Here is a 23,006-nt window from a genome sequence, read left to right as displayed (position 1 = left end):
TATAACTATCATCACTATCGCAGCGATAAAGCGCAGTAAGGAATCAGACATTGGATCACTTTCTCTACCAACAAAATGCCCTGCACGCCGAAGGCTGCCAGGTCGCCGACTTAGCTCAAACCTATGGTACGCCGCTGTATATCTATTCCCGCGCCACGCTAGAGCGCCATTGGCATGCCTTTAATAACGCCGTGGCAGATCATCCACATTTGATTTGTTACGCGGTTAAAGCTAATTCGAACTTGGCCGTACTGAATGTGCTGGCACGTTTAGGCAGTGGTTTTGATATCGTTTCGGGTGGTGAGTTAGCAAGAGTGATTGAAGCGGGCGGCGATCCCGCTAAAGTGGTGTTCTCTGGCGTGGGTAAAACTGCGACCGAAATGGAACAGGCACTTAATCTGGGCATTTATTGCTTTAACGTCGAGTCGAGCGCCGAGCTTGAGCAGTTAAATTTGGTCGCAGGTCGTTTAGGTAAAGTGGCGCCAGTTTCCTTGCGAGTCAATCCCGATGTGGATGCGGGTACTCATCCCTATATTTCGACTGGCCTTAAAGAAAATAAATTCGGTATCGCTATGGATGAGGCCGAAACCATCTTCGCCCGTGCCCATGCTTTGCCACATTTAAAAGTGAAAGGTGTCGATTGCCATATCGGTTCGCAATTAACCGAAATTCAACCTTTCCTCGATGCAATGGATCGTATGCTAGCGTTGATCGATCGTCTGGCTGAACAAGGTATTGTCATTGAGCATTTTGATGTGGGTGGCGGTTTAGGTGTGACCTATGATGCTGAAATTCCGCCGCATCCTGATGTGTATGCCGCCGCCATATTAGCGCGTATGGGCGACCGTCAACTGAAGCTGATCTTCGAACCGGGCCGTGCGATTGCCGCTAATGCGGGGATTTTTGTTACTCAGGTGCTGTATCTGAAAGAAAACAGCGACAAGCGTTTTGCGATTGTCGATGGCGCGATGAATGACTTAATTCGCCCAGCACTTTACAGTGCATGGCAAAATATTATCCCAGTAGTGCCAAGGGACTCTGAGGCCTATGAGTTTGATATTGTTGGTCCAGTGTGCGAAACCGGTGACTTTTTAGGTAAAGATCGCAAGCTGGCTTTAGTGGCTGGGGATTTACTTGCTGTGCGTTCGAGTGGTGCCTATGGTTTTGCGATGGCCTCTAACTACAACACGCGTCCTCGTGCGGCCGAAGTCATGGTCGATGGTGAGCACGCTTTCTTAGTGCGTGAGCGAGAAAAATTGTCTCAGCTCTGGCAAGGTGAGCAACTCCTGCCGTAAACTAGAAAAATTATATTGATTCAGGCGCTTGGTTTCATACTTAATGAGCGGCGCCTCGGCTTAAAGGATAAGTATCTTGATCCAATTCACTAAGATGCACGGACTGGGTAACGATTTTATGGTGGTCGATGGGGTCACGCAGAACGTGTTCTTTTCGCCTGAGCAGATCCGCCGTTTAGCCGACCGTAACTTTGGCATAGGTTTCGATCAATTACTGTTGGTTGAGCCGCCCTATGATCCCGATTTAGATTTTCATTATCGCATCTTCAATGCCGATGGTACTGAAGTCGAACAATGCGGTAATGGCGCCCGCTGTTTTGCCCGTTTTGTGCGCAATAAAGGATTGACCAATAAGAGTAAAATCCGTGTTAGCACTTCATCAGGTAAGATGACTCTGCGTTTAGAGCGAGATGGCACAGTTACCGTGAATATGGGCGTGCCTATTCTTGAACCAAGTCTGATCCCCTTTAAAGCCAAGAAAGCCGAAAAAACCTATTTACTGCAAACACCACTGCAAACGTTTTTATGTGGCGCGGCTTCTATGGGCAATCCCCATTGTGTGCTCGACGTTGAAGATGTGGCGAGCGCCGCTGTTGCTGAAATTGGTGCCATGCTCACTAAGCATGAGCGCTTTCCCCGTGGTGTGAATGTGGGATTTATGCAAGTGGTGGATTCGGGCCACATTAAGCTGCGGGTGTATGAACGTGGTGCTGCCGAAACTTTGGCCTGTGGCACTGGCGCGTGTGCGGCCGTGGTTGTAGGTCAAGTGCAAGGGAAGCTCGGCCAGCAAGTGCGGGTGGATTTACCCGGCGGTACTTTAACCATCAACTGGGAAGGCGAGGGGAAACCTTTGTGGATGACGGGCCCAGCGCAGCATGTTTACGATGGACAAATTCAGTTATGACAGAGCCTTTGATGCCGCAGACGAATGTGCCCTTTGATGAGTTGATTATTCGCGAGTATCTGCTGGATAATCCTGATTTTTTCAATCGCTATCCCGAACTATTGCTGGCAATGCGTCTACCCCACATGGAGCGCGGCGCCATCTCTTTGGTGGAACGTCGTCAAGAAATGCTGCGCCAGCGAGTCAGCCAGTTGGAAGAAGAGATCACCAGTCTGTTAACGATGGCGGCGCGCAACGAGAAAATTTACCAATTCAATACTGAGTTATCCTTCCAGCTACTGAATTGTGCCGATCTAGTGTCACTCAAAGAAATCTTAGCCGACAGTTTAAAATTACAGTTTAATTTCAGTCATGTGCGTTTGATCAGCGTTCTCGATGCCGATATGAAGGCAATATGGGATCAAAGGCTGCATAAAGGTCACTATTTTGGTCGGCTAACGCAACAAGAAGCCAAACGCCTATTTGGTAGCGAAGTGGGGTCGGTGGCACTGACTAAATTGTCGGAAGACAACCCGGTGATTTTTGCCATTGCTAGCCAAGATGTCACCCATTTTCATCCTGATATGGATAACATGCTGCTGGAACAACTGCGGCGTTTACTGGCGCATATGCTTGCTAAGCTGTAACAGCCGTTGAGCGATTTTGCTCACCCAAGGCTTGGCAAAACCCACGAGGAAACCGATATGAGTACGCAAACAGGCGAAGTGTCGGCATTAAATACTCAATGGTTACACACCTTTGAACGTTATCTGAGTACCGAGCGACAGTTGTCTGCCCATACAGTACGGAATTACCTTTACGAGCTTAATCGCGGTAGCGATCTCTTGCCCGAAGGCGTGCATTTACTCAATGTGAGCCGCGAGCATTGGCAGCAAGTGTTAGCCAAATTGCACCGCAAAGGTTTAAGCCCGCGATCGCTTTCTCTGTGTTTATCGGCGGTAAAACAATGGGGTGAATTTTTGCTGCGCGAAGGCGTGATTGAGCTTAATCCCGCCAAAGGCTTAAGTGCCCCCAAACAGACCAAACCTCTGCCGAAGAATATCGATGTCGATGCCATCAGTCACTTGCTGGACATTGAAGGTACAGATCCGCTGAGTCTGCGTGATAAAGCCATGATGGAATTGTTTTATTCCAGTGGCTTACGTTTAGCGGAACTTGCCGCGCTTAATTTATCCAGTGTGCAATATGATTTGAAAGAAGTGCGAGTCTTAGGTAAAGGTAATAAGGAGCGTATCGTCCCTGTCGGTCGTTTAGCGATTACTGCGCTGCAAAATTGGCTCTATTGCCGAAAGCAGATCCCCTGTGAAGATAACGCCTTATTTGTGACTGAAAAAGGCAAGCGACTTTCCCATCGCAGTATTCAGGCGCGCATGGCTAAATGGGGTCAAGAGCAGGCATTATCGGTGCGAGTACATCCCCATAAGCTGCGTCATTCCTTTGCCACTCACATGTTAGAAGCGAGCGCCGACTTGCGGGCGGTGCAAGAATTATTGGGTCATGCGAACCTAGCGACCACACAAATTTATACCAGTTTGGATTTCCAACACTTAGCTAAGGTATATGATAACGCCCATCCTAGAGCGAAAAAAACACAGGATAAATAATGCGTTGCTATCTTAGACCTCAACATATTCAAGCGATCAGTTTCGATCTCGACGATACCCTGTACGACAATCTGCCGCATATTTTAAATGCCGAGGCAGAGCTGGCGACGTTTCTGTTGCAGACTTATCCATTATCGCAGGCGTGGCAACCCCATGATTGGCGCAGGCTAAAACTGCAACTTTTGCAGCAAAATCGTGAGCTCGCCCACGACACTAGCGCAGCCCGTTTAGCTACGCTTCGCCAAGGTCTAATACAATTAGGGTATTCGGCGACTGAAGCCGAACGCGGCGCCGAGCAAGGATTAGCATGCTTTTATTTTTACCGCAGTCATTTCCAAGTGTCTGACGAAGTGCTCTTATTACTCAAGCGCTTATCGCAGCATTTTAGATTAGTCGGCATCACCAATGGCAATGTGGACGCAGAGCGGATTGGTTTAGGGGAAACTTTCGAGTTTGTGTTGCATCCAGGTAATGGCGTGCATATGAAACCCGCTAAAGACATGTTCGCATTAGCTTGCTCGCGGTTAAAGATTGCACCGCAACACTTACTGCATGTTGGTGATAGCATGAATGCAGACGTTCGTGGTGCTCGGTTGGCGGGGTGCCAGTCTGTGTGGCTAAATCCCAGTTTTGGTCGAGTCGATTCCTTACCGATCGCCGCCTTGTTGCCCCATTTAGAAATAGCCTCCCTCGATGCTTTGACAAAAGTATTGGCTATCGACGAAAACTAACTTAGCGTGCATTTTTAATCTGTATCTTTGGGTGATTGAGATCAAGGTTTGCCAGCCAAATTTGCACTAAAGTTAAGTTTTATATCACTAAAGTCACTGACTAAGGCTATTTTATGGCGCGTATCGGGTTGTTATTACTGCTCTCTTTATGTTGGATCGCGCCGGTATCGGCCCATGAGATCCATTCAGGTGGCGGTTTCATGTCGGGTTTTAATCATCCCGTATTGGGCTTCGATCACTTGCTGGCTATGTTGAGTGTGGGCATGTTGAGCACCCAGCTCGGTGGCCGCGCGATTTGGACTGTCCCCTTAGCATTTGTCACCTTTATGTTAGTGGGCGGGATTTTAGGCTTATACGCCATTGCCGTTCCCTTCGTTGAAATTGGTATCGCCCTTTCTGTATTGTTGCTCGGCCTTGCCATCGCTTTTGATCGCCAAATCCCATTGCTATTCGCCATGGCCTTTGTGGGCGTATTCGCGATTTTCCACGGGCATGCCCACGGCGCAGAAATGCCTGAATTGGCCAGCCCAGTCCTGTATGCCCTAGGATTTTTATTTGGTACAGCAGTCATCCATTTAGGCGGCGTAATGATAGGCCTTGGAATGCAGCGGATGACAGGGCAACGCAATTTAATGCGCGTTACTGGCGTGGCGATTGCGGCCATGGGCGGCTATCTATTAGCAGGTTTTTAAAGTAATAACAGGACGTTAGATTTACTGGATTAACGCGCCTTGAGTTGCTTCATGCAAAGATGGGCGCGGCGTAGCAGTAGATTGACTTGTCGACGGCTTGCATGCATGTCGGCATCTCCTACCCTAAAATAACTCCCAGTGTAAGGATCGCTGCCTACGTAGATAGGTTTTAGCTGCTCAGGCGCCAGCGGTACGCGGATACGAATGAGTGTTTTGTTCATAATTTCAATAATCTGTACATCCGAGATCGCTAAAAGATTGTGACTCGTGCGACTCGGGTCATCGAGGATTTCCCAAAATTCTTGCAAGACGGGAAGGGGGTTGGGAATGCCTTCAATACTGAAATGGCCACGCTCTTCCCGCACACCTAGGATGATCTCGCCACCCAAAGTGTTGGCAAAAGAGCTATAAGTCGCCCAAATGTCTTCGGGTAATTGACCTTGGCCATCGCGGCCACCTGCGAGTTTAAATTCTACTTGGGCCGATTCGTGCAAATTGGCAATATCATCGAGTGCAAATGATTGAAATGTCATGGCAGCTTATCCGTCAGCGACACATGACTTGTTGTAGCACGTCAACAATTGAAAGGCCAGACTTAGGTCTGGCCTTAAGGTTAAGCGGATAATCCGTAATTTGGAGCCGCTATGGGATAAACATTTAATCAATTATTGAGTGAGATCCAATGCCTTAGGAAATAGAATATTGTTTTCTAAGTGAATATGCTGATGTAAGTCCGCCTCAAATTCTGCCAGAGTGGCATAACATACACGCCATGTAGTGCACGCATATTCAGGTGGTGTGAAGTCGTTAGTGAGCTCGTGTAATTTTTGCAAAATCAAACCGACTTCTTCATGCTCATGTTGCATCGCATTGATAGGGTTGCCAATATGGCCAAAGCAAGCCTCAACCTGCTCTCCATGACTCATGGCGCGGATCGCCGGAAACAGTATTTTTTCTTCCTTTATTAAATGTGGCATTAAGTCTTCAACTAAGGCTCGTACCCAACCCGCAAAGGGAACGATTTCGGCATAGTGCTCACCGTGAGCGCGAATCATTTTCTCGGAATATTCGACCAATAAAGGGGCTTTTTCGCGCACGTATTGATGGTGCGTTGATTCTATATATTCGATAAGTTGATCTAAGGGTAATTGATTTAATTCATCTTCTTTGCCACCAGTAAGTGTTGCGGCATTCAGCGCAGCAACCACTTTTGCGGGATCTACATCTGCACGCTCACAGGCGACCGCCAGTGATTTACCCCCGCCACAACAAAAATCGATACCAAATTGACTAAACACATGTGCGCGGCGAAAGTCTTCTGCCACTAGTTCACCTATTTTTCGTTCTAGCCAATGATTGTGTTGAGAATTAAACCCATGGGGTGGGAGTTGTGCATCTTTTGAGACAGAAGTAGCAGACATAAGTAGCTCCAGAGCAGCAATAAAATTACATTCATATTATTTACAGCTTTATTTTGTGGCAACTAATCCTGACTAAAATAGTCAGGATTTGCCGATGATGTCACAGTTAGTTGAGCGAAATATCTCTTAAGGAGTAGGAAGAGCTGACTTAGTTTGGATGTAGCAAATTTACACTCGGGATTATTAATATGAGTTGATATTGCTGCTGGAATGGTTAGAGCGATGTGAGGGTTTTGTTTATTATTATTTTTTGGACTCAGTGAAGTGTTGCAGACCCCGTAGTTGGCTGAACAGCATATCATTATAATCAACTGCTAATGGTTCGAGGGATGAGTGTTCTCCTGAGATATTCTTGGGCGGCCAAACACTGGGTAGACTAAGCCTTACTGCCATAACTAAAGTCCAGTATGAGCCTTGAATTTGCTTCAATTTTCATCATTAACGAAACACAACTTAACGAGCAACCTTAGATTAATTTTCACTAGAAAGGGATAAGGCTTACTGTTTTAACAAGGGAGATACGATGCTATCAACATCCCTAATCAAAGCGCTGATGCTCTTATACGTAACCACCTTCCATCGGCAAATATTAAGTGTTAGGCCAGTTGCGTTAGCATGCTCAGCAGTTTTATTCATTGTTAACTTCAGTGGTCTAGTTCTTCTTTTGCTTCGCTAATTTTTGGTTAAGTTTATCTATTCGTTTTTCATAATTATCCGTCCAGCCTTGCTTTAGAGCTTGTTTAGAGAGCTTTAATGCACCTTCAATATTGCCTTCTTTCTCAAGAATAATTGCTAACTGTTTGTAGCCTGTATGGGAGGGCAGCATTTGAAGTTCATCATAATAAGGATCTTTAATTCCCGTTATGTTCTGTAGTTTTTTTAGTTCTTTAGGTTTTTCGATATGACGAAATTTTTTGACCAACTTACTAGAGATAGATATTTGCATTAAGCAGAATTCTTTGGCTTTTTCATAATGTTCTGGGGCTGTTCTCAATGAGTAGTGATGCTTGATAAGTGATGCAAGGGCTAGGTGCACATCAATCAGGTTACTATCAGGTGCCGTATAACACTGGAGTAACTCGTTTTCTACTTTGGTTTGGAGAATATGCTTTGCTTCATCACCAGCAATGTAAGAAAGAGTAAGTAAAAGACTTAGTTTACCGAATCCATTGTTAGAGTCAGTTTTATCTAAATCTTGGTATAGGTAGGGAGTTTCGCCAATTGGTAAGCCCATAGGACGATAGTCGTTAGCAACTTGGTTTCTTTGACTTGCAGTTAGAGCTTGAAGCCACCATTCCTTAAGCTGATACTTATCTAACAAGTCCATAAAATCACCCTATTCAAGTGTGAAGGTGGGATACGAATTTCGATATAGCTCAAGTTGTTTGTTCATTGCGTTGAATAATAGTTCTTCCCCCATGAACATACACAGCAGCCTTTGATAAATGCACTCTATAAAGATTACGAGTACTGGGCAAGTAAGATAAATTCTAATACGAGTAGATCACTAACTGTGGGTTCAGGAGTGGGTTCAAAATGTAAAAAGGGTTAATCATTTCTGATTAACCCTTTTTAATACAACAGCTTAATCCTTGCGGATTAATTCATGCCGTATTTTTTCAATTTTTTACGCAGAGTACCACGGTTGATACCTAGCATGTTTGCTGCGCGGGTTTGGTTGCCACGAGTGTGTTGCATGATGATGTCAAGCAGGGGCGCTTCAACTTCGCTTAGCACCATTTCATAAACTTCTTGTGCTTCCTGACCGTCCAACTGTGCGAAGAAGTTAGTTACGGCACGCTTGACGGCGTCACGTAATAACTGGGGCTTGATAGTGCCGTTTGCGGTTTCGATTTTGCCAACGGTAAGCTGGTGAACTTCTGTGTTAGTTGTCTGATCAAACATTCTATTCTGCTCTTTATTAATTCTGTACTAATTCATCAAAATAACATTCCACGAGGGAATACTGTTCTGCAGCGGTTTCCAGCCGATTAAAGTCAGCCCTAAATTGGCGCTGAGCTTCTTGGTCTAGGTACCATCCCATATGTTTTCTGGCGAAGCGGATACCCTTGTATTCACCATATAAGTCATACAGTTTGGTGAGGTGTTCCAGCATCACTTGACGCTGTTCGGCAACCTCAATGGGCGCTAGCTTATTACCCGTTTCCAAGTAGTGCTGGATTTCTCTGAAAATCCAAGGCCGTCCTTGAGCACCCCGTCCTATCATCAAGGCATCGGCACCGGTGTATTCCAGCACAAAGCGGGCTTTCTCCGGACTGTCGATGTCCCCATTGGCGACAACAGGAATCGAGACATTCTGTTTAATTGCTTTGATAGTGTCGTACTCAGCGTCGCCTCTGTACATACATTGTCTCGTGCGGCCGTGAACGGCGAGCGAGGCTATGCCACAATCCTCTGCAATCTGGGCGATTTGAACACCATTCTTGTGCTCTGGCTCCCAGCCGGTGCGAATCTTTAACGTGACAGGCACGTTCACTGCGGCGACCACGGCTTGTAAAATCTCTTTTACCAGCGGTGGATTTTGCATTAGCGCCGAGCCTGCCAGCTTTTTATTCACTTTTTTCGCCGGGCAACCCATGTTGATATCAATGATGTGAGCACCTTGTTCGACATTGAACAAGGCGGCTTGCGCCATTAAATCAGGATCAGCCCCTGCAATTTGCACTGAGCGGATGCCTTCCTCGCCAGAATGCGTCATGCGCTGGCGGCTTTTATCTGTATCCCAAACCTCGGGATTGGATGAAAGCATCTCGGAAACCGCTAAGGCTGCGCCATAACGAAGACAAAGATTGCGGAAGGCTTGATCGGTGACACCTGCCATTGGTGCCACGATCAGCTGATTGTTCAGTTGATAGGGTCCAATCTGCATTTTATGTTTCACCTTAGCTCTTCAAAGGGGCGCTATAGTAGCCCTTTTTGTTGGCCGTGAAAAGGTCAATAAATGACCTAGAGGTAATTTTTTTTCTTGACTTTTAATTGACGAGAAGTCAGAGGCTAAATTGTTGGAAGCCAGCGGTGGCGCATGTTGCGCCACCCTTTAGCGCTATTTACGCTTACCTGTCAAGCGGCTCCAATCTTCTTTGTGAGCCGCTGCGTCCATATCGAACCATTGGCTATAAAAGTCAGAGATTTCTTGGGCTTGTTCTTTGAGGAGGCCGGAAAGGGCAAGTTTGCCACCGGTTTTTACGCGTTCTGCGATCAAAGGCGCTAATTCACGCAGAGGGCCTGCAAGAATGTTAGCGACCAGTACGTCGGCTTTGAGATCGGCGGGTTGGTCTTCTGGTAAGTACAACGCCAGCTTGTCAGCGACATCATTGCGCTCGGCGTTGGCACGGGAAGCGTCGATGGCTTGATAGTCGATATCGATACCTGTGACTTTTTTCGCGCCCAGTTTCAGTGCGGCTACGGCTAAGATGCCTGAACCACAGCCAAAATCGATCACTTCTTCATCGCTTAAATCTAAGCTGTCTAGCCACTCTAAACACAGTGCTGTCGTGGGATGAGTGCCAGTACCGAAGGCAAGACCCGGATCTAAGATCACATTAACCGCGGTTGGATCAGGGATTTCGCGCCAGCTTGGGCAGATCCATAAGCGTGTACCAAATTGGATGGGGTGGAAGTTATCCATCCATTCGCGTACCCAGTCTTTATCTTCAATTTGTTCGACTTTATGGCTGAAGTTCTCACCGAGGAAAGGCAAGGTTTTCAGCATGGCGATGGTTGGTGTCAGATCGGTTTCTGCATCGAATAAGGCCACTACCACGGTATCGCGCCACAGTGGGGTTTCGCCCAATTTAGGTTCAAAAATAGGGGTATCTTTACCGTCTTCGAAGGTGATAGAGACTGAACCTTCTTCCATGAGCAAGTCGCTGATGGTTTCAGCATCATCGCTATTGGTGTTTATACGGAGTTGGATCCAAGGCATGGGGGCATCCTGTGACTGAGTGTTCATAAACTAAGGGTTCAAAATATCGCGGTATTGTATACCCAAACTATCCCAAAATGCAGGATGTAGCGGGAATTTAAAGCACTTTAGGTAAGGTCGTTTGGTTATCACTAGGGTTTAGGTTCGACGACTGGCTATCCTGGTACTGCGCTTTTGTCTATACAGACAAGGGGTTAGCTGGCGGGTATGGATTAGTGTTAAAAAACGAATTGTCAGTTTTATTATTTGATATAACACTATGAAATATATTGGTTAATTGGTTTTACCTTTGTTTGGTTTTGATACGTTTTTTGTGATCATCTTCTAAGAGTTTAACTCCGTCAGGTGAGTTGGCTCACGCTTTAAATCTGTGACACTGAAGCCTGATTTGAGTTGCTGCTATGGTGTAGTTTGCCAAGAGGTGCCAACGATAAACGACATAGGTTAATTCAAGATGACAAGCATAACTCGAGTTCACAATAGGGTGAGTACACCGCTAGGTCATCCTTGGTCGGCTAAGGCTGATAGGCTGCAGAGTGCGACTGGGATTATGCTTGGCAGCTTTTTACTATTACACATGCATTTTGAATCGAGTATTTTGCTGGGTAAAGAGGCTTTTTATCGGGTCGTTCAGTTGCTTGAAGGTGGAATGTTTAGCAGCACAGGACATGGTTTTCCTATAGTCACTAAAGTGTTTTCAGTGCTTATGCTATTGGTGGTGATAGTACATGCCGCGGTGGCGCTACGGCGTTTTCCGGCGCAGCTAGGGCAATGGCGAGCCCTGCGTTCGCACATGGGGAATATCAAGCATAAGGATACCCATGCGTGGTTTTGGCAACTGATCACCGGCTTTATCTTATTTTTCCTCGTTCCTGTTCACCTCTTCACTATGATTTTGAATCCCGAAATTGGCCCGCATTTATCAGCTGAGCGGGTTTATCACGATAATGCTTGGTTGCTGTATGCGCTGTTACTTCCCGCTGTAGTGGTACACGCCATGATTGGTCTCTATCGCGTGGCGGTAAAGTGGGGCATAACCACTCAGCGCTCAGGCCTGCGAAAACTCGCTAAGGTGCTGATTATTTATTTGCTATGCCTTGGTACTGCGAGCCTTGTTTCATATCTATTTATCGGTAGCGAGCTCGATATTCCTGTGCAGCCCTTCGTACCTGAGTAGGCTTTAAGCTAGCAGCAGGATTTTGTTTCACTGCTATTATTAAGCATTAGGTTAATTATTCAGCACTCAATTGATCTGGCTCACGTTTTCGTGTGGATGTGTGAGCGATATTAGTTTGCGATAAGACTTAATGAGATTGGCTCGATAAGGTCAACGGCGTGAGGCGATAGGATGGCGATCAAATTAAATATTAAAAAATGGAGTGCTTGGCTGGATTTAAGCCAGAGTTTGTCAGGGGTAATACTCGCAGTCTTTTTGTGGACCCACTTAGTGTTAGTGTCATCGATTTTATTGGGTGCGGATGCCATGAGTTGGGTTGCTCGCACTATGGAGCTGAGTTTTCTGTCCGCTGATGGACACGGTTATCCTTGGGTAGTGACTTGTATTGCCATTGGTATTGCCATTTTGGCGTTAGTGCACGTGTTAGTGGCATTGCAAAAATTACCCATGAGTCTGCGTCAGCAAAGGGCTCTACGCCAACAAATGCAAGTGATCAACCACAGCGATACTCGCTTGTGGCGCTGGCAAGCCATTACCGGTGTAGTGATTCTACTGCTGTTGCCTGTGCATTTGTGGCTTATTGGCTCGGCTCCCGAAACCATTGGCCCTCAGGGAAGCGCCGATCGTATTTGGAATCAAGGTGTCTGGATGGTGTATCTGCCTTTACTGCTCACTGTGGAGTTACATGCAGCAATTGGCATTTACCGTGTGGCTTTGAAATGGGGCGCGGCGCGGGATCTCAACAACCGCAGTCGATTACGTAAGATCAAGACCATAGTGAGCATGCTATTTGTCTCTGTTGGTGTTGCCTCACTTTTGGCATTTTTACCCTACGCGAGTTAATTCCGCTTTTAATCAATGATTAAGTTAATCAGTGAATAGAATGTCGAACATAAAAAAAACAGCACAAAACAATAGACCCCATTAAGGAGCAGGCGTGAAACTGATTTATACCGATTCATTGGTGGTAGGAGCTGGGCTCGCGGGCTTAAGGGTCGCTATCGCTTCGAAAGAGCGTGGGCTTGACACTTTAGTTCTGTCACTCATTCCTGCAAAACGTTCCCACTCTGCTGCCGCTCAAGGGGGTATGCAGGCGAGTTTAGGCAATGCCGTTAAGGGAATGGGCGATGATGAGGATGTGCATTTTCAAGATACGGTAAAAGGTTCCGACTGGGGCTGCGATCAAGATGTCGCACGGATGTTTGCCCATTGTGCACCTAAGGCAGTACGTGAGCTGGCCAATTGGGGCGTGCCTTGGTCTCGGGTGACTGCTGGCCCGAGAGAAGTGATAGTCAATGCGCAAAAAGTCACGCTACATGAGGCCCAAGAAGCCCATGGTCTTATCAACGCCCGTGATTTTGGCGGGACTAAAAAATGGCGCACTTGTTATACCGCCGACGGTACAGGTCATTCGCTGTTATACGCTATGGATAACAAAGCGATTTCCATGGATATTCCCGTCCATGAACGTATCGAAGCCTTGGCACTTATTCACGATGGTAAGCGTTGCCATGGCGTGATTGCTCGTTGTTTGATTACGGGTGAACTTAGAGCCTATGTGGCTAAGTCCACTACGATAGCCACTGGTGGTTATGGCCGAATTTATGAAGTGTCGACCAATGCGATCATCTGCGAAGGTATTGGCCAAGCGTTGGCATTGGAAACGGGCGTGGCAAGGCTTGGCAATATGGAGGCGGTACAATTTCATCCCACTGCCATTGTTCCCGTGGGCATTTTAACAACGGAAGGGTGCCGTGGTGATGGCGGCTTATTGCGCGATAAAGACGGTTATCGCTTTATGCCTGACTATGAGCCCGATAAAAAGGAGTTGGCATCGCGGGATGTCGTATCGCGTCGCATGACCGAACATATACGTAAAGGTAAGGGCGTCGATAGCCCTTATGGCCCGCATTTGTGGCTAGATATAACCCTTTTAGGTCGCAAGCATATTGAAACGAATCTTAGGGAAGTGCAGGAAATTTGTGAGAATTTCCTTGGCATCGATCCCGCTAAAGATTGGATCCCTGTACGCCCAACTCAGCATTATTCTATGGGCGGTATTCGGACTAATGCCACAGGTGAAAGTCCGCAGCTTAAAGGCTTATTTAGCGTAGGAGAGGCGGCCTGTTGGGACATGCACGGCTTTAACCGTTTAGGCGGTAATTCGTTGGCCGAAACCGTGGTTGGCGGTATGATTATTGGTAAATATGTCGCCGATTTTTGTGAGAACAATAGCCTTGAGATCGACACTCAGCTTGCTGAACGGTTTATGCAGCAGGTGCAGAGTGAAATCGATATGCTGGTCGAGGGTGATGGTCACGAGAGCGCCTTTGAGCTCAAGCGCGAAATGCAGCGCATCATGATGGATTATGTGGGGATTTTCCGTAATGGCCCCGAGCTTGAAAAAGCGGTTGCCGAACTAAAAGTGTTGCTCGAGCGTTCGCGTAAACTCGGGCTTAAGTGTAAAAAGCGTCACGCCAATCCCGAGTTAGTTGAAGCCCTGCGGGTCAAGCGTATGCTAAAAGTGGCGCTAACCGTAGCCTGCGGCGCCGCAGCGCGAACAGAGAGTCGTGGTGCCCATGCTCGCGAGGATTATCCACAGCGAAATGATCGAGACTGGCTGAATCGCACCTTGGCCAGCTGGCCGGATCCCGAGGCACTCGAACCTGTGCTTAACTACGAAGCACTCGATGTGATGAAGATGGAACTCCCGCCGGGTTATCGTGGTTATGGCATCAACAACGCCATAGTGCATCCCGATACCGAAAAGCGTGAACAGCAAATTGCCGAGATTTTAGCTGAGCTAGGTGATGATGCTGACCGTTATCAAAGGCAGCGGGCTCTTATGCCCTTTGAATTACCCGAGAGCTTACAACCCAATAATGAACGTTTAAGTGATACTTTAAAAAGTCCATCTGCCAATGCGTTAGGAGAAAAATCATAATGAGCCAAGGTCGCCAGTTAACCTTTAATATCTTTCGTTATGATCCGCAGGAGCCAAATGATAAGCCGAAAATAGTGCGTTATCAGCTTACCGAAACGCCGGGGATGACGGTATTTATCGCCCTTAATAAACTCAGGGAAGAACAAGACACTTCATTGCAGTTCGACTTTGTCTGTCGTGCTGGTATCTGTGGTAGCTGCGCTATGGTGATCAACGGTTTCCCGACGCTAGCTTGCCGCACCTTAACGGCCAAATACCCTAAGGGCGAAATCACCTTAATGCCGCTGCCAGGTTTTGAGTTGATTGGTGATCTCTCGGTTAACACTGGTAAGTTTATGCGGGAACTGGCCGAACGCTTAAAGCTGTGGTTACACCCTAAGGCCAATGATATAAGCGTGCATCGGCTTGAAGATCCTATGGATCCAGATGAAGCTGCGCGTTTGTATGAGCTAGAGCGCTGCGTTGAATGTGGTGTATGTGTTTCCGCCTGTGCGACGAAACAAATGCGTGAAACTTTTGTCGGCGCTGTGGGCATGATGAAAATAGCTCGTTTTGAGATGGACAGCCGTGACGCTCGTACTGCCGAGGATTTTTACCATGTGATTGGCAATCAGGATGGCGTATTTGGTTGTATGACTTTACTCGGCTGCCAAGACAACTGTCCTAAGGATTTGCCACACATGCAGCAAATCGCGTATTTACGCCGCAAGATGGCCATGACTTTGATTCGATAAGTGATAAATGATGAAAAGCGCCAACGTGTTTGGCGCTTTTTTGTTGATTAGCAGGCGTAGCTTTTGTGAATGTCAGCTCGATTGATTATGTCTGCGGTTTGAGCGACGAATGCTTGAAAGTGCGTACTCGCCATATGTTCATCCAGTGCGGCTTGGGATTGCCAAATTTCGTACATCCAGAAGATATTTTCATCATCTAATGAGTGATGCAGTTTATATTCGATGCAGCCAGCCTCGGTATGAGTGTCTGTCACGAGTTGCTTGAGTATCTTAAATAGCGTATCGCTTTGGCCTTGATTCGCTATGATTTGGGCAAATACTGTTATTTTCATTGGTTAAAACCTTCTAAAACAATTTTACCTATTGCTTTGCCAGACTCTATCAGAGCGTGAGCTTTGATTAAGTTTTGGGCATTAATGGTGCCGTAGTGCTCACCGAACGTACTCTGTAACTCGCCTGTATCGATAAGGGCGCTTAAGCGGTTGAGTAAGTGATGTTGTGCAATCATATCCTCGGTCTGATAAAGGCTGCGGGTAAACATCAGTTCCCAGTGTAAGGATAAGCTTTTACGCTTAAGTTTCATCACATCTAATGGCCCTTTAGGATCATCGATTAATGCTAGTTTTCCTTGTGGCTTAAGCACTTGTACTATTTCATCAAAATGCTGATCGGTTTGGGTTAAGCTAATCACATGGGTCACATCAGTAATGCCAATATTGGCAAGTTCCTGTGAAAGTGGCTTGGTGTGGTCGATAACAGCATCGGCACCAAGTTTGTGCACCCATGCGGCGGATTCAGGACGAGATGCAGTGCCTATGACTTCTGCACCTGTGAGTTTTACTGCAAGCTGAGTGATGATTGAACCCACTCCGCCGGCCGCACCGATAATTAAAATACGGGCGTCAGTTGCCGAACCATCTTGGGGTAAAGCTAAACGGTCGAATAAAATCTCCCATGCCGTAATCCCCGTTAAAGGTAATGCCGCGGCTTGGGTATAGGTTAAACTTTTAGGTTTATGGCCGACAATTCGCTCATCAACCAATTGATATTCTGCATAACTTCCGCTGCGACTGATATCACCCGCATACCACACTTCATCGCCAACGTTGAAAAGACTGACTTTCTCACCAATGGCTTTGACGACACCGACCGCATCCCAGCCGATAATTTTGTATTCGCCTGCAGGTGCAGAGCTAGATGCACGGATTTTTGTATCAACCGGATTGACAGAAATGGCTTTGATTTCCACTAAAAGGTCAAAACCTGTCGCAGTTGGCTCGGCTAGCGTGATGTTTTCTAATGCATTTGGCGCTGTGATTGCACTTGCTGTCTGGTAACCAATGGCTTTCATGTTTATTCCTCTGGGTGTACTTGCTGGAGTCGACTTATTTGAGTGTACTTGTATCGTGTAGCCATTGTGTGGAATATTAGCCAAGAGATAAACAGGATAAAGTTTGTAATTTTTTCAAAGGATTTTTGATAATCATGCTAATTAATGATTTAGCTTTGTTCGTGCGAGTCGCTGATTGCGGCAATATATCTGCCGCAGCAGCCGAGATGGATATCTCCGCCGCTTCTGCCAGCGCGGCAATAAAACGGCTTGAAAAACAGCTCGATACTAGCTTATTTATCCGCACGACACGCAGCTTACGTTTGACTGTGCAAGGTGAACGTTATCTTATTCATTGCCGACGTGCGCTAAGCGATTTAGCGCTTGGCGAACAAGCTATCGCCAGTGATAAAGGTAAAATATCCGGCACCTTAAGCCTGTCGGTTTCTTCAGACTTTGGCCGTAATCTTTTTGTGCCTTGGCTCGACGAGTTTTTGCTCGATTTCCCTCAACTGCAAGTTCGCTTGCACCTTGGCGACAATATCAGCAGTTTTTATCACGATAAAATTGATGTCGCCGTGCGCTATGGAAAACCGCAGGATTCTAACCAAGTGGCTTTCCCTATCTGCAGTGTTGATCGTGTCTTGTGCGCCTCACCTGAATATCTCGCTAAGTTTGGTGCGCTTGATTCATTAGAACAACTAGTCGAGCATAATTGCTTGTTTTATAAGTTGGATGATCGCACCCACGATCAATGGCTATTTAGGCGTGATGGTCAAGAATTCAAAGTGCGTGTCACGGGCAATCGTAGTGCTAATGATGCCGAGATTGCCCGCCGTTGGGCTGTGGCTGGCAAAGGGTTGGTATTTAAGTCGAGTCTAGATCTGGCCGATGACTTAATCTCAGGGCGATTAGTACGTTTGTTGCCTGAGTATCAGGGGGAGCCCGTCGATTTGTACTTAGTGTGCCCAGGACGTGAACATGTCACTCCCGTGGTGTTACTGCTTCGCGAAATGTTACGCCAACGTTGTAAGGAGCTGCAAATGCAGTTGGCGGCTCGTCATATTCTCCCACAACACCCTTAAGCAATTGCATTATGGTGGTATATGTAAATAAGCGCACTGCATGTTGTTATTTATTTATAAATAAAGTTTTCTAAATTGTTTTGTTGGGTGGGCTTAGTTGTTTCTCATTGTGTTTTTTATGTTTAATTTTGCTGGATTTTTCTGATCTAACTCATATTTATTTTAATTTAATATGAGTTAGCTCTTGTGTGAGTTGTAAATATTTTTTGTTCGTGCGTATGATGCAACAAATGTATCTTTTTGTATCTTTGGCTGTGATGTCGCAGTGGAGATTATTTATAGCATGACGTATTGACGAGCAATGTTAACGAAATTAGCCACAAAAAAATATCCAAAAATACCAAAGCGTTTTCTTTTCGCTGTGGGTGAGTGGCTGATATTTGGAATATTATGGGTGAGTTTACCTGTGAATATTGCCGCGTTGTCTGATTCTTGTGTTATTAAAAATAATTATTTATCAATGGCTTCGGTGTTGGCATTTCACTGTGAACCTGTTAGCCATCAGTCAATAGTAATAGTTGGTGAATATAGCGCTCCCCTTTGGGCTGGGTTTGCCCAAACGGATTTTGAAAGCATATTTTGGGGAGCGTCTTTTTTCGTTTTTTTGGGTTTTATTTATTTCGTCTTAACCATATTTATACGTAGTTATATTACTAATATAGAAAACTATTATTCAGTTTTACTTAATTGGATGAAATCAATTCAAGCAAGTACATCCTAGCGTTAAATAGAGCGCATGCTCACTATCAAGATTTTTCATTAAAAATATAAATCAAGGTTTTATTATGCAACCAACGAGTAATCAATATTATTCGTCGATTCCTCGTCGACGAAATAAATGGTCTGTGCTTTTCTGCGTGCAGGTGATGCTGGCCAGTTTCTCCTTTGTCGGCCAAGCATTGGCCGTCAATGAATTTGAGCTAGCAACGGATGCACAAGCAGCAAAATGGTCTGGCTACGTTAATGTGGGTTTTACGCGAAACATTTATGACTCGGAAAGTTATTACGCCTATCAAGCCTACAACATCGATAGCCGTATCGATTACAAGGCAAATTGGGGCAATGTGTTGTTTACCCTTGGGGGTGAAAAGCAAACACTACATGGCAAAGAGTCCAGTTTTTATGATCCTTTGCTGGAGTACCGCACGCCACTGTATGCCTTAACCGATACCGTCTCATTGAAAGGCAGTTTAGGTGTGTATTTACCCGCAGAACGTGAATCAAAACTAGATAGGTTGCAATATGCGCCGCGCATTGCCGCGTACTTATTTTGGAGCCCGCTAGATAACCTAAGTTTTTATTTTTCACCGCGCTATCGCTACAACGCTTACCAATACAAAACCGCTGGTGAGCGCGTGTTAGTTGAACAGCAACTCGATGGATTACTCGATGCTTATTGGCAAATAACGGCCAATTGGTATTTGGATATGAGTGGTCGTTATCGGATTTCCAAAAACTATTACGGTCGTCGACTCGATGATCAATTTACCTTTGCCCAAGAACTCGGTTGGTCGTTTAAGTCTGATTGGGTGTTGGCTGTTGGTCACAACAATAGTGGTCGTTTCTATAACCCAGAAGTGGGGACATCTCAGGGATTTGAGATTTATGACAAAAAGAGTTCAACCTTTTATTTGTCAATTACTAAATATCTATAAAAACAGTAGTTAAGAGGAATCTATGAAGAAGTCCATGGTATGTCTGGCGATCACCAGCGCACTGACCCTTGTGGGGTGTGGTGCCGGCGATGAGCCTTATAAAGAACTCCCGAAAGATGAAAAGCAAGTCACCACTGCCGACATCGATAAAGCAACTGAGCGGCAATATCTCTACATTCGCAGCGTGGGTAAGGCTCCGCGTTATGCTGCCGAGGTGCGAGGTTTTACCCAAGGTGATCCTAAGTTGGTGACCTTGCATAAAACTGAGAATGGTATCCAAGTACGTCAAATTGACCGAGATAATATCGGACTAGGTCATGACAGTCGTTATCCTAATGAGTATAACCAAGCGCCAGTGTTAACCATTCCTGGCGAATATATCGACTTTAAATGTACCGAAGATAAATGGCGTGAGTGCGTTAACGTTGAGCAAGTTAATACAGATGCTAATTTAACATGGCAGGATAAGCGCTACTTTGTCCCCGATTTTGCCAAAGCCAAAATTGCCGAGCTGGGCATTAATGACATTTTCACCTTTGGAGAATGCGTTACTGAAACAGAAGCCCCGCGTCTAGTGAATACTCAAGGCCAAAAAGGCTATGAGATGGATTTAGCTAAGGGCGTGGTTAACTTTGAAATTGAGCATACCTATCAAGCTTCACCAAGTTGCTTTAACCAATTTTACGGTGGCAACCTCGACAACCTATCCTTTACGACCACCGAGTTTATTTCGATTGTGGCGGTGGATCAGTTAGCCAGTAAAGACTATCAAGCGATTCCCTATGCCGAAAATGAAAAGGGTGCATTTGGCTTCTTTACCTCCTCCCATACCTATCGTGATGCGACTGACTCAGAGGGCGTTGACGGGTATGTGCGTACCTACTTGAATCGCTTTAATCCGGCCAAATCAGAACTTACTTATTACCTGAGTAATAATTTCTACGATGCGAAAAATAAACCCTTTTGGGATGCTGCCATTGAGTCTGTTACGGCAATTAACATTCAAAACAAGCTGTATAAAACCGGTTTTCCACAGATAAAACTTGAGCAAGCCAACGATAAACGCCATGGCGACCTACGTTATAGCAACATCACTTTATTCGATGAGCCTTTGGATAATGGTTTGGCGGGTTATGGTCCATCAGCGGCAAACCCGCTAACAGGTGAAATTGTGAGTGCGCGAGTCAATCAATACAGCTCGAATCTAAAACAAGGCGCAGTACGTTACTATCGCCAAGTGCGTTTAGATTATAACAGAGGCAAATTGGACGCGAATTCAGTGACGTCGTTAACGGGCGAGCCATATGTCGCTCGTTTGGACAAGCCAGATGTCAGCCTAGACACCGCGCCAGTTGAGGCGGCTGCATTTGAGCAACCCACTCAGCAACTTATCGCTGCACCCAAATCGATGTTATTAACGCCCAAGGATAATAGTTTCGATGCTTTAGCGGATTTTGATGAAAAAACACAAGCGTTTTGGTCTGAAAACTCAATGATGCATGTGGATACCGTGTTTGCTACGGGTGGTAGTGATCGTGAATTACCTCGCGGCATCAAAGGTCATGAAATTGACTGGAAAAAAGCTGAAATGTGGGTTGATGGCAAAGTGGGCGGTAAGTTAGCGGCATTTGAAGATCTGCCCATAAGTTTACAAGACTCCTTAACGACAGCCCTAGCTGCACAAGCATTTGCTGGCACCTTAACCCATGAGTTAGGACATACCTTTGGTTTAAGACATAACTTTGCAGGGAGTCGCGACCACGACAATACCTTTAACCAAGCACAACTGACGGAGTTAAAAGCCGCCTTTAGCGATGCAGGTTACCCAGACATTACTGTTAATGCCGAGTTTTCGAGCCAAATGGATTACAACGTGAATCGGTTTGCAACCACGTTTGAACCCTATGACTTAGCTGCGTTACGTTTTGGCTATGCCCGTGAAGTAGAAACGAAGGCCAACGAATTTGTATCGCTCAAAGCGGAAGATGTCAAACGCCGTGACGAACTCGCCAAAGGGGTTGTTAATGGAGATACTCGATTTGGTGTGCTCTATAACATTGAGCAAAATAATAGTCTACGTCAGTATTCTTACTGCACTGATGAACATGTGTCCCTTAACAGTAACTGTAATCGTGGTGATGCAGGTAAAAACTTAGATGATATTAATCAGTTCTATATCGAGAAGTATTTTGATAGCTACGAGGCCATGAACCTACGCCATAATCGTCAATCTTTATTTGAAGATCATAGCCTAAGTTACGCCATTAATCGTAAAGCTCAGTTTGATGAAATACGTCAATTCATTGAAGATGTAAGCTTTTTAGAGCAATTATTTGGTCTATCTGAAAACTTTTTCGCTGGTGAATGCGAACGATTGGCGGCGGCAGGTAGCGAGGCTTGGTATTGCGCGAATCAGCGGGCGATGAATCAGTCGGCAGATTTCTTCCTTAAGCTGGTGGGAGAAAATGATGCGACCCTCGATGTGACATACAAGCAAGCCGATGGCAGCGTGGCCTTAAGACAGCAGTACAATTTTGGCAAAGTGCTTGAACAATATCGTTTTAAAAGCGGCGATATGAAGGCGAAGTTTGAGCCAGGTGAGGTGATAAGTCAGTTCTCTGATTCTCCTGAAGCCTTGAAAGAGCTGATCATTAAATCGCAAATTAATCCTAAATTTCAGGATTTATTAACGGCGGATGTCAGCTTTTCGGGTCGCTTACTCAACGGTATTAAAACGCCTGCATCCTCACCTAACCATCCCTATGTGAATGAGCGCGACGTCTTGGGGGTGTGGCCAGATAAATTGTTAGCCGTGAGAGCCTTAGTATCACGTACCACCCCACGTAGTACATCGAGTCTTGGTTATAAAGCATTGGTTGATTTACCTAATGTGGGTTCAGTGTTCCAAGACATGCTGTGTAAGATGACCATGGGCGAAGGTCCTGGCCTTACTCGTGGTAATACGCCGCTCTTTACCGAAAGCTGTAATGTGAGTGGTAAGCTCGATAGCTATCTGCCTTATTACACTGATTTTGCGCAACAAAGTATTGAGCCATTACCTAATTACGACCGTTCGGTATCACGTTACTTCCAATTCGATACTGTTAACGGACAGCCAAAAGGTAAGAGTAATTTACTGCAGATGATATTACGTCAAGTGGTGCTTGCATCCGTGGACAGTGACTATCAAGGCGAGCAAAAAGCTAGGGTATGGCGTGAATACGTGGGTATTCGTTTAGCTGGCCCAGCATTGGCTACTCAAGCAGAAGTGACGGTAAATGGCCGAGTGTACGCTGCAACCGCAGAAAACACCTTAGCACTCGCGCTGATTAACCGAATTAAAGAGATGGAAACCTTTAAGACGCAAGCCGGGGAGCCCACGCTTGCCATCAAGTTAAACAATGGCACAGTAGGTGAGATCATTGATAGGCAGCTAAGTCGAGATCAGTTAGTGCTCAGTTACTTACCTGTGCTTGATTAAGTCACTT

22 protein-coding genes are annotated in these 23,006 nt (G+C 45.9%); 14 read left to right on the top strand and 8 right to left on the bottom strand.

Annotation, left to right across the window (positions count from 1 at the left end; translation table 11 throughout):
* Positions 1-50 precede the first annotated feature (50 nt).
* The 6 genes from lysA (at position 51) to L5L98_RS19495 (ending at position 5,226) form a co-directional block, all read left to right on the top strand.
* Complete coding sequence (gene lysA, locus L5L98_RS19520; RefSeq protein WP_263142971.1) at positions 51-1,295, top strand: diaminopimelate decarboxylase; 1,245 nt, start codon at positions 51-53, stop codon at positions 1,293-1,295.
* Positions 1,296-1,371: 76 nt separating this feature from the next.
* Positions 1,372-2,199, top strand: coding sequence for a diaminopimelate epimerase (dapF, locus tag L5L98_RS19515; protein ID WP_105250436.1), 828 nt, complete (start codon positions 1,372-1,374; stop codon positions 2,197-2,199).
* Positions 2,196-2,825, top strand: coding sequence for a DUF484 family protein (locus tag L5L98_RS19510; RefSeq protein WP_263142969.1), 630 nt, complete (start codon positions 2,196-2,198; stop codon positions 2,823-2,825). The genes dapF and L5L98_RS19510 overlap by 4 nt, the downstream gene beginning before the upstream one ends.
* Positions 2,826-2,882: 57 nt before the next feature.
* Positions 2,883-3,803 (top strand): tyrosine recombinase XerC, encoded by a 921-nt coding sequence (gene xerC, locus L5L98_RS19505; protein ID WP_263142967.1) that lies wholly within the window; start codon positions 2,883-2,885, stop codon positions 3,801-3,803.
* Positions 3,803-4,534, top strand: coding sequence for an HAD-IA family hydrolase (locus tag L5L98_RS19500; protein ID WP_263142966.1), 732 nt, complete (start codon positions 3,803-3,805; stop codon positions 4,532-4,534). The genes xerC and L5L98_RS19500 overlap by 1 nt, the downstream gene beginning before the upstream one ends.
* A gap of 113 nt (positions 4,535-4,647) precedes the next feature.
* Positions 4,648-5,226: a HupE/UreJ family protein gene (locus L5L98_RS19495; RefSeq protein WP_113940843.1), complete on the top strand. Its 579-nt coding sequence runs from the start codon at positions 4,648-4,650 to the stop codon at positions 5,224-5,226.
* Between the two features lie 29 nt (positions 5,227-5,255).
* Here L5L98_RS19495 and L5L98_RS19490 read toward each other — a convergent pair whose 3' ends face one another.
* From L5L98_RS19490 to prmA, 6 genes are all read right to left on the bottom strand, one after another.
* On the bottom strand, positions 5,256-5,759 hold the full coding sequence (locus L5L98_RS19490; protein ID WP_263142964.1) for a helix-turn-helix domain-containing protein: 504 nt from the start codon (positions 5,757-5,759) through the stop codon (positions 5,256-5,258).
* A 132-nt stretch (positions 5,760-5,891) separates the two neighbouring features.
* Entirely contained in the window at positions 5,892-6,647 is a 756-nt protein-coding gene (ric, locus tag L5L98_RS19485) for an iron-sulfur cluster repair di-iron protein (RefSeq protein ID WP_263142963.1), read from the bottom strand.
* 652 nt (positions 6,648-7,299) lie between these two features.
* Complete coding sequence (locus tag L5L98_RS19480; protein WP_263142962.1) at positions 7,300-7,974, bottom strand: hypothetical protein; 675 nt, start codon at positions 7,972-7,974, stop codon at positions 7,300-7,302.
* Between the two features lie 272 nt (positions 7,975-8,246).
* The gene (gene fis, locus L5L98_RS19475; RefSeq protein ID WP_006083371.1) at positions 8,247-8,552 is read right to left on the bottom strand and encodes a DNA-binding transcriptional regulator Fis; all 306 of its coding nucleotides are present in this window, start codon (positions 8,550-8,552) and stop codon (positions 8,247-8,249) included.
* Positions 8,553-8,568: 16 nt separating this feature from the next.
* Positions 8,569-9,537 (bottom strand): tRNA dihydrouridine synthase DusB, encoded by a 969-nt coding sequence (gene dusB, locus L5L98_RS19470; RefSeq protein ID WP_106649201.1) that lies wholly within the window; start codon positions 9,535-9,537, stop codon positions 8,569-8,571.
* A gap of 174 nt (positions 9,538-9,711) precedes the next feature.
* Positions 9,712-10,593 (bottom strand): 50S ribosomal protein L11 methyltransferase, encoded by an 882-nt coding sequence (prmA, locus tag L5L98_RS19465; protein ID WP_105250427.1) that lies wholly within the window; start codon positions 10,591-10,593, stop codon positions 9,712-9,714.
* Positions 10,594-11,047: 454 nt separating this feature from the next.
* Here prmA and L5L98_RS19460 point away from each other — a divergent pair, with 454 nt between their 5' ends.
* The 4 genes from L5L98_RS19460 (at position 11,048) to L5L98_RS19445 (ending at position 15,448) form a co-directional block, all read left to right on the top strand.
* Positions 11,048-11,770 carry a fumarate reductase cytochrome b subunit gene (locus L5L98_RS19460; RefSeq protein WP_263142959.1) on the top strand — a complete coding sequence of 241 codons (723 nt, stop codon included), beginning with the start codon at positions 11,048-11,050 and terminating at the stop codon, positions 11,768-11,770.
* Positions 11,771-11,941: 171 nt separating this feature from the next.
* On the top strand, positions 11,942-12,613 hold the full coding sequence (locus tag L5L98_RS19455; protein WP_263142957.1) for a fumarate reductase cytochrome b subunit: 672 nt from the start codon (positions 11,942-11,944) through the stop codon (positions 12,611-12,613).
* Positions 12,614-12,707: 94 nt separating this feature from the next.
* On the top strand, positions 12,708-14,714 hold the full coding sequence (locus L5L98_RS19450) for a fumarate reductase flavoprotein subunit (RefSeq protein WP_219251925.1): 2,007 nt from the start codon (positions 12,708-12,710) through the stop codon (positions 14,712-14,714).
* Positions 14,714-15,448, top strand: coding sequence for a fumarate reductase iron-sulfur subunit (locus tag L5L98_RS19445; protein WP_263142954.1), 735 nt, complete (start codon positions 14,714-14,716; stop codon positions 15,446-15,448). Before L5L98_RS19450 ends, L5L98_RS19445 begins: the two co-directional genes overlap by 1 nt.
* 47 nt (positions 15,449-15,495) lie before the next feature.
* Here L5L98_RS19445 and L5L98_RS19440 read toward each other — a convergent pair whose 3' ends face one another.
* Both L5L98_RS19440 and L5L98_RS19435 read right to left on the bottom strand, forming a co-directional pair.
* A complete protein-coding gene (locus tag L5L98_RS19440) occupies positions 15,496-15,780 on the bottom strand; it encodes a putative quinol monooxygenase (protein WP_168825853.1) in 285 nt (94 codons plus the stop codon).
* A complete protein-coding gene (locus tag L5L98_RS19435) occupies positions 15,777-16,799 on the bottom strand; it encodes a zinc-binding alcohol dehydrogenase family protein (RefSeq protein WP_263142950.1) in 1,023 nt (340 codons plus the stop codon). Before L5L98_RS19435 ends, L5L98_RS19440 begins: the two co-directional genes overlap by 4 nt.
* Before the next feature lie 134 nt (positions 16,800-16,933).
* Between L5L98_RS19435 and L5L98_RS19430 the strand changes: the two genes are divergently transcribed.
* The 4 genes from L5L98_RS19430 (at position 16,934) to L5L98_RS19415 (ending at position 22,999) form a co-directional block, all read left to right on the top strand.
* On the top strand, positions 16,934-17,863 hold the full coding sequence (locus L5L98_RS19430) for a LysR family transcriptional regulator (RefSeq protein ID WP_263142947.1): 930 nt from the start codon (positions 16,934-16,936) through the stop codon (positions 17,861-17,863).
* A 301-nt stretch (positions 17,864-18,164) separates the two neighbouring features.
* Positions 18,165-18,584: a hypothetical protein gene (locus tag L5L98_RS19425; RefSeq protein ID WP_263142944.1), complete on the top strand. Its 420-nt coding sequence runs from the start codon at positions 18,165-18,167 to the stop codon at positions 18,582-18,584.
* 64 nt (positions 18,585-18,648) lie between these two features.
* A complete protein-coding gene (locus tag L5L98_RS19420) occupies positions 18,649-19,518 on the top strand; it encodes a hypothetical protein (RefSeq protein ID WP_263142942.1) in 870 nt (289 codons plus the stop codon).
* Between the two features lie 22 nt (positions 19,519-19,540).
* Entirely contained in the window at positions 19,541-22,999 is a 3,459-nt protein-coding gene (locus tag L5L98_RS19415) for a zinc-dependent metalloprotease (RefSeq protein WP_263142940.1), read from the top strand.
* The last annotated feature ends 7 nt before the right edge of the window (positions 23,000-23,006 follow it).

Source organism: Shewanella sp. SM23 (assembly GCF_025654295.1).
Classification (GTDB): domain Bacteria; phylum Pseudomonadota; class Gammaproteobacteria; order Enterobacterales; family Shewanellaceae; genus Shewanella; species Shewanella oncorhynchi.
The sequence above is the reverse complement of the archived record's forward strand: the minus strand, read 5'-3'. Positions and strand labels throughout refer to the sequence as shown.

Bases quoted from the DNA above. Each gene is read 5' to 3' on its own strand.
- L5L98_RS19510 (WP_263142969.1), top strand. From the start codon at position 2,196: ATGACAGAGCCTTTGATGCCGCAGACGAATGTGCCCTTTGATGAGTTG.
- xerC (WP_263142967.1), top strand. From the start codon at position 2,883: ATGAGTACGCAAACAGGCGAAGTGTCGGCATTAAATACTCAATGGTTA.
- L5L98_RS19500 (WP_263142966.1), top strand. From the start codon at position 3,803: ATGCGTTGCTATCTTAGACCTCAACATATTCAAGCGATCAGTTTCGAT.
- L5L98_RS19495 (WP_113940843.1), top strand. From the start codon at position 4,648: ATGGCGCGTATCGGGTTGTTATTACTGCTCTCTTTATGTTGGATCGCG.
- L5L98_RS19490 (WP_263142964.1), bottom strand. From the start codon at position 5,759: ATGACATTTCAATCATTTGCACTCGATGATATTGCCAATTTGCACGAA.
- ric (WP_263142963.1), bottom strand. From the start codon at position 6,647: ATGTCTGCTACTTCTGTCTCAAAAGATGCACAACTCCCACCCCATGGG.
- L5L98_RS19480 (WP_263142962.1), bottom strand. From the start codon at position 7,974: ATGGACTTGTTAGATAAGTATCAGCTTAAGGAATGGTGGCTTCAAGCT.
- fis (WP_006083371.1), bottom strand. From the start codon at position 8,552: ATGTTTGATCAGACAACTAACACAGAAGTTCACCAGCTTACCGTTGGC.
- dusB (WP_106649201.1), bottom strand. From the start codon at position 9,537: ATGCAGATTGGACCCTATCAACTGAACAATCAGCTGATCGTGGCACCA.
- prmA (WP_105250427.1), bottom strand. From the start codon at position 10,593: ATGCCTTGGATCCAACTCCGTATAAACACCAATAGCGATGATGCTGAA.
- L5L98_RS19460 (WP_263142959.1), top strand. From the start codon at position 11,048: ATGACAAGCATAACTCGAGTTCACAATAGGGTGAGTACACCGCTAGGT.
- L5L98_RS19455 (WP_263142957.1), top strand. From the start codon at position 11,942: ATGGCGATCAAATTAAATATTAAAAAATGGAGTGCTTGGCTGGATTTA.
- L5L98_RS19445 (WP_263142954.1), top strand. From the start codon at position 14,714: ATGAGCCAAGGTCGCCAGTTAACCTTTAATATCTTTCGTTATGATCCG.
- L5L98_RS19440 (WP_168825853.1), bottom strand. From the start codon at position 15,780: ATGAAAATAACAGTATTTGCCCAAATCATAGCGAATCAAGGCCAAAGC.
- L5L98_RS19435 (WP_263142950.1), bottom strand. From the start codon at position 16,799: ATGAAAGCCATTGGTTACCAGACAGCAAGTGCAATCACAGCGCCAAAT.
- L5L98_RS19430 (WP_263142947.1), top strand. From the start codon at position 16,934: ATGCTAATTAATGATTTAGCTTTGTTCGTGCGAGTCGCTGATTGCGGC.
- L5L98_RS19425 (WP_263142944.1), top strand. From the start codon at position 18,165: ATGTTAACGAAATTAGCCACAAAAAAATATCCAAAAATACCAAAGCGT.
- L5L98_RS19420 (WP_263142942.1), top strand. From the start codon at position 18,649: ATGCAACCAACGAGTAATCAATATTATTCGTCGATTCCTCGTCGACGA.
- L5L98_RS19415 (WP_263142940.1), top strand. From the start codon at position 19,541: ATGAAGAAGTCCATGGTATGTCTGGCGATCACCAGCGCACTGACCCTT.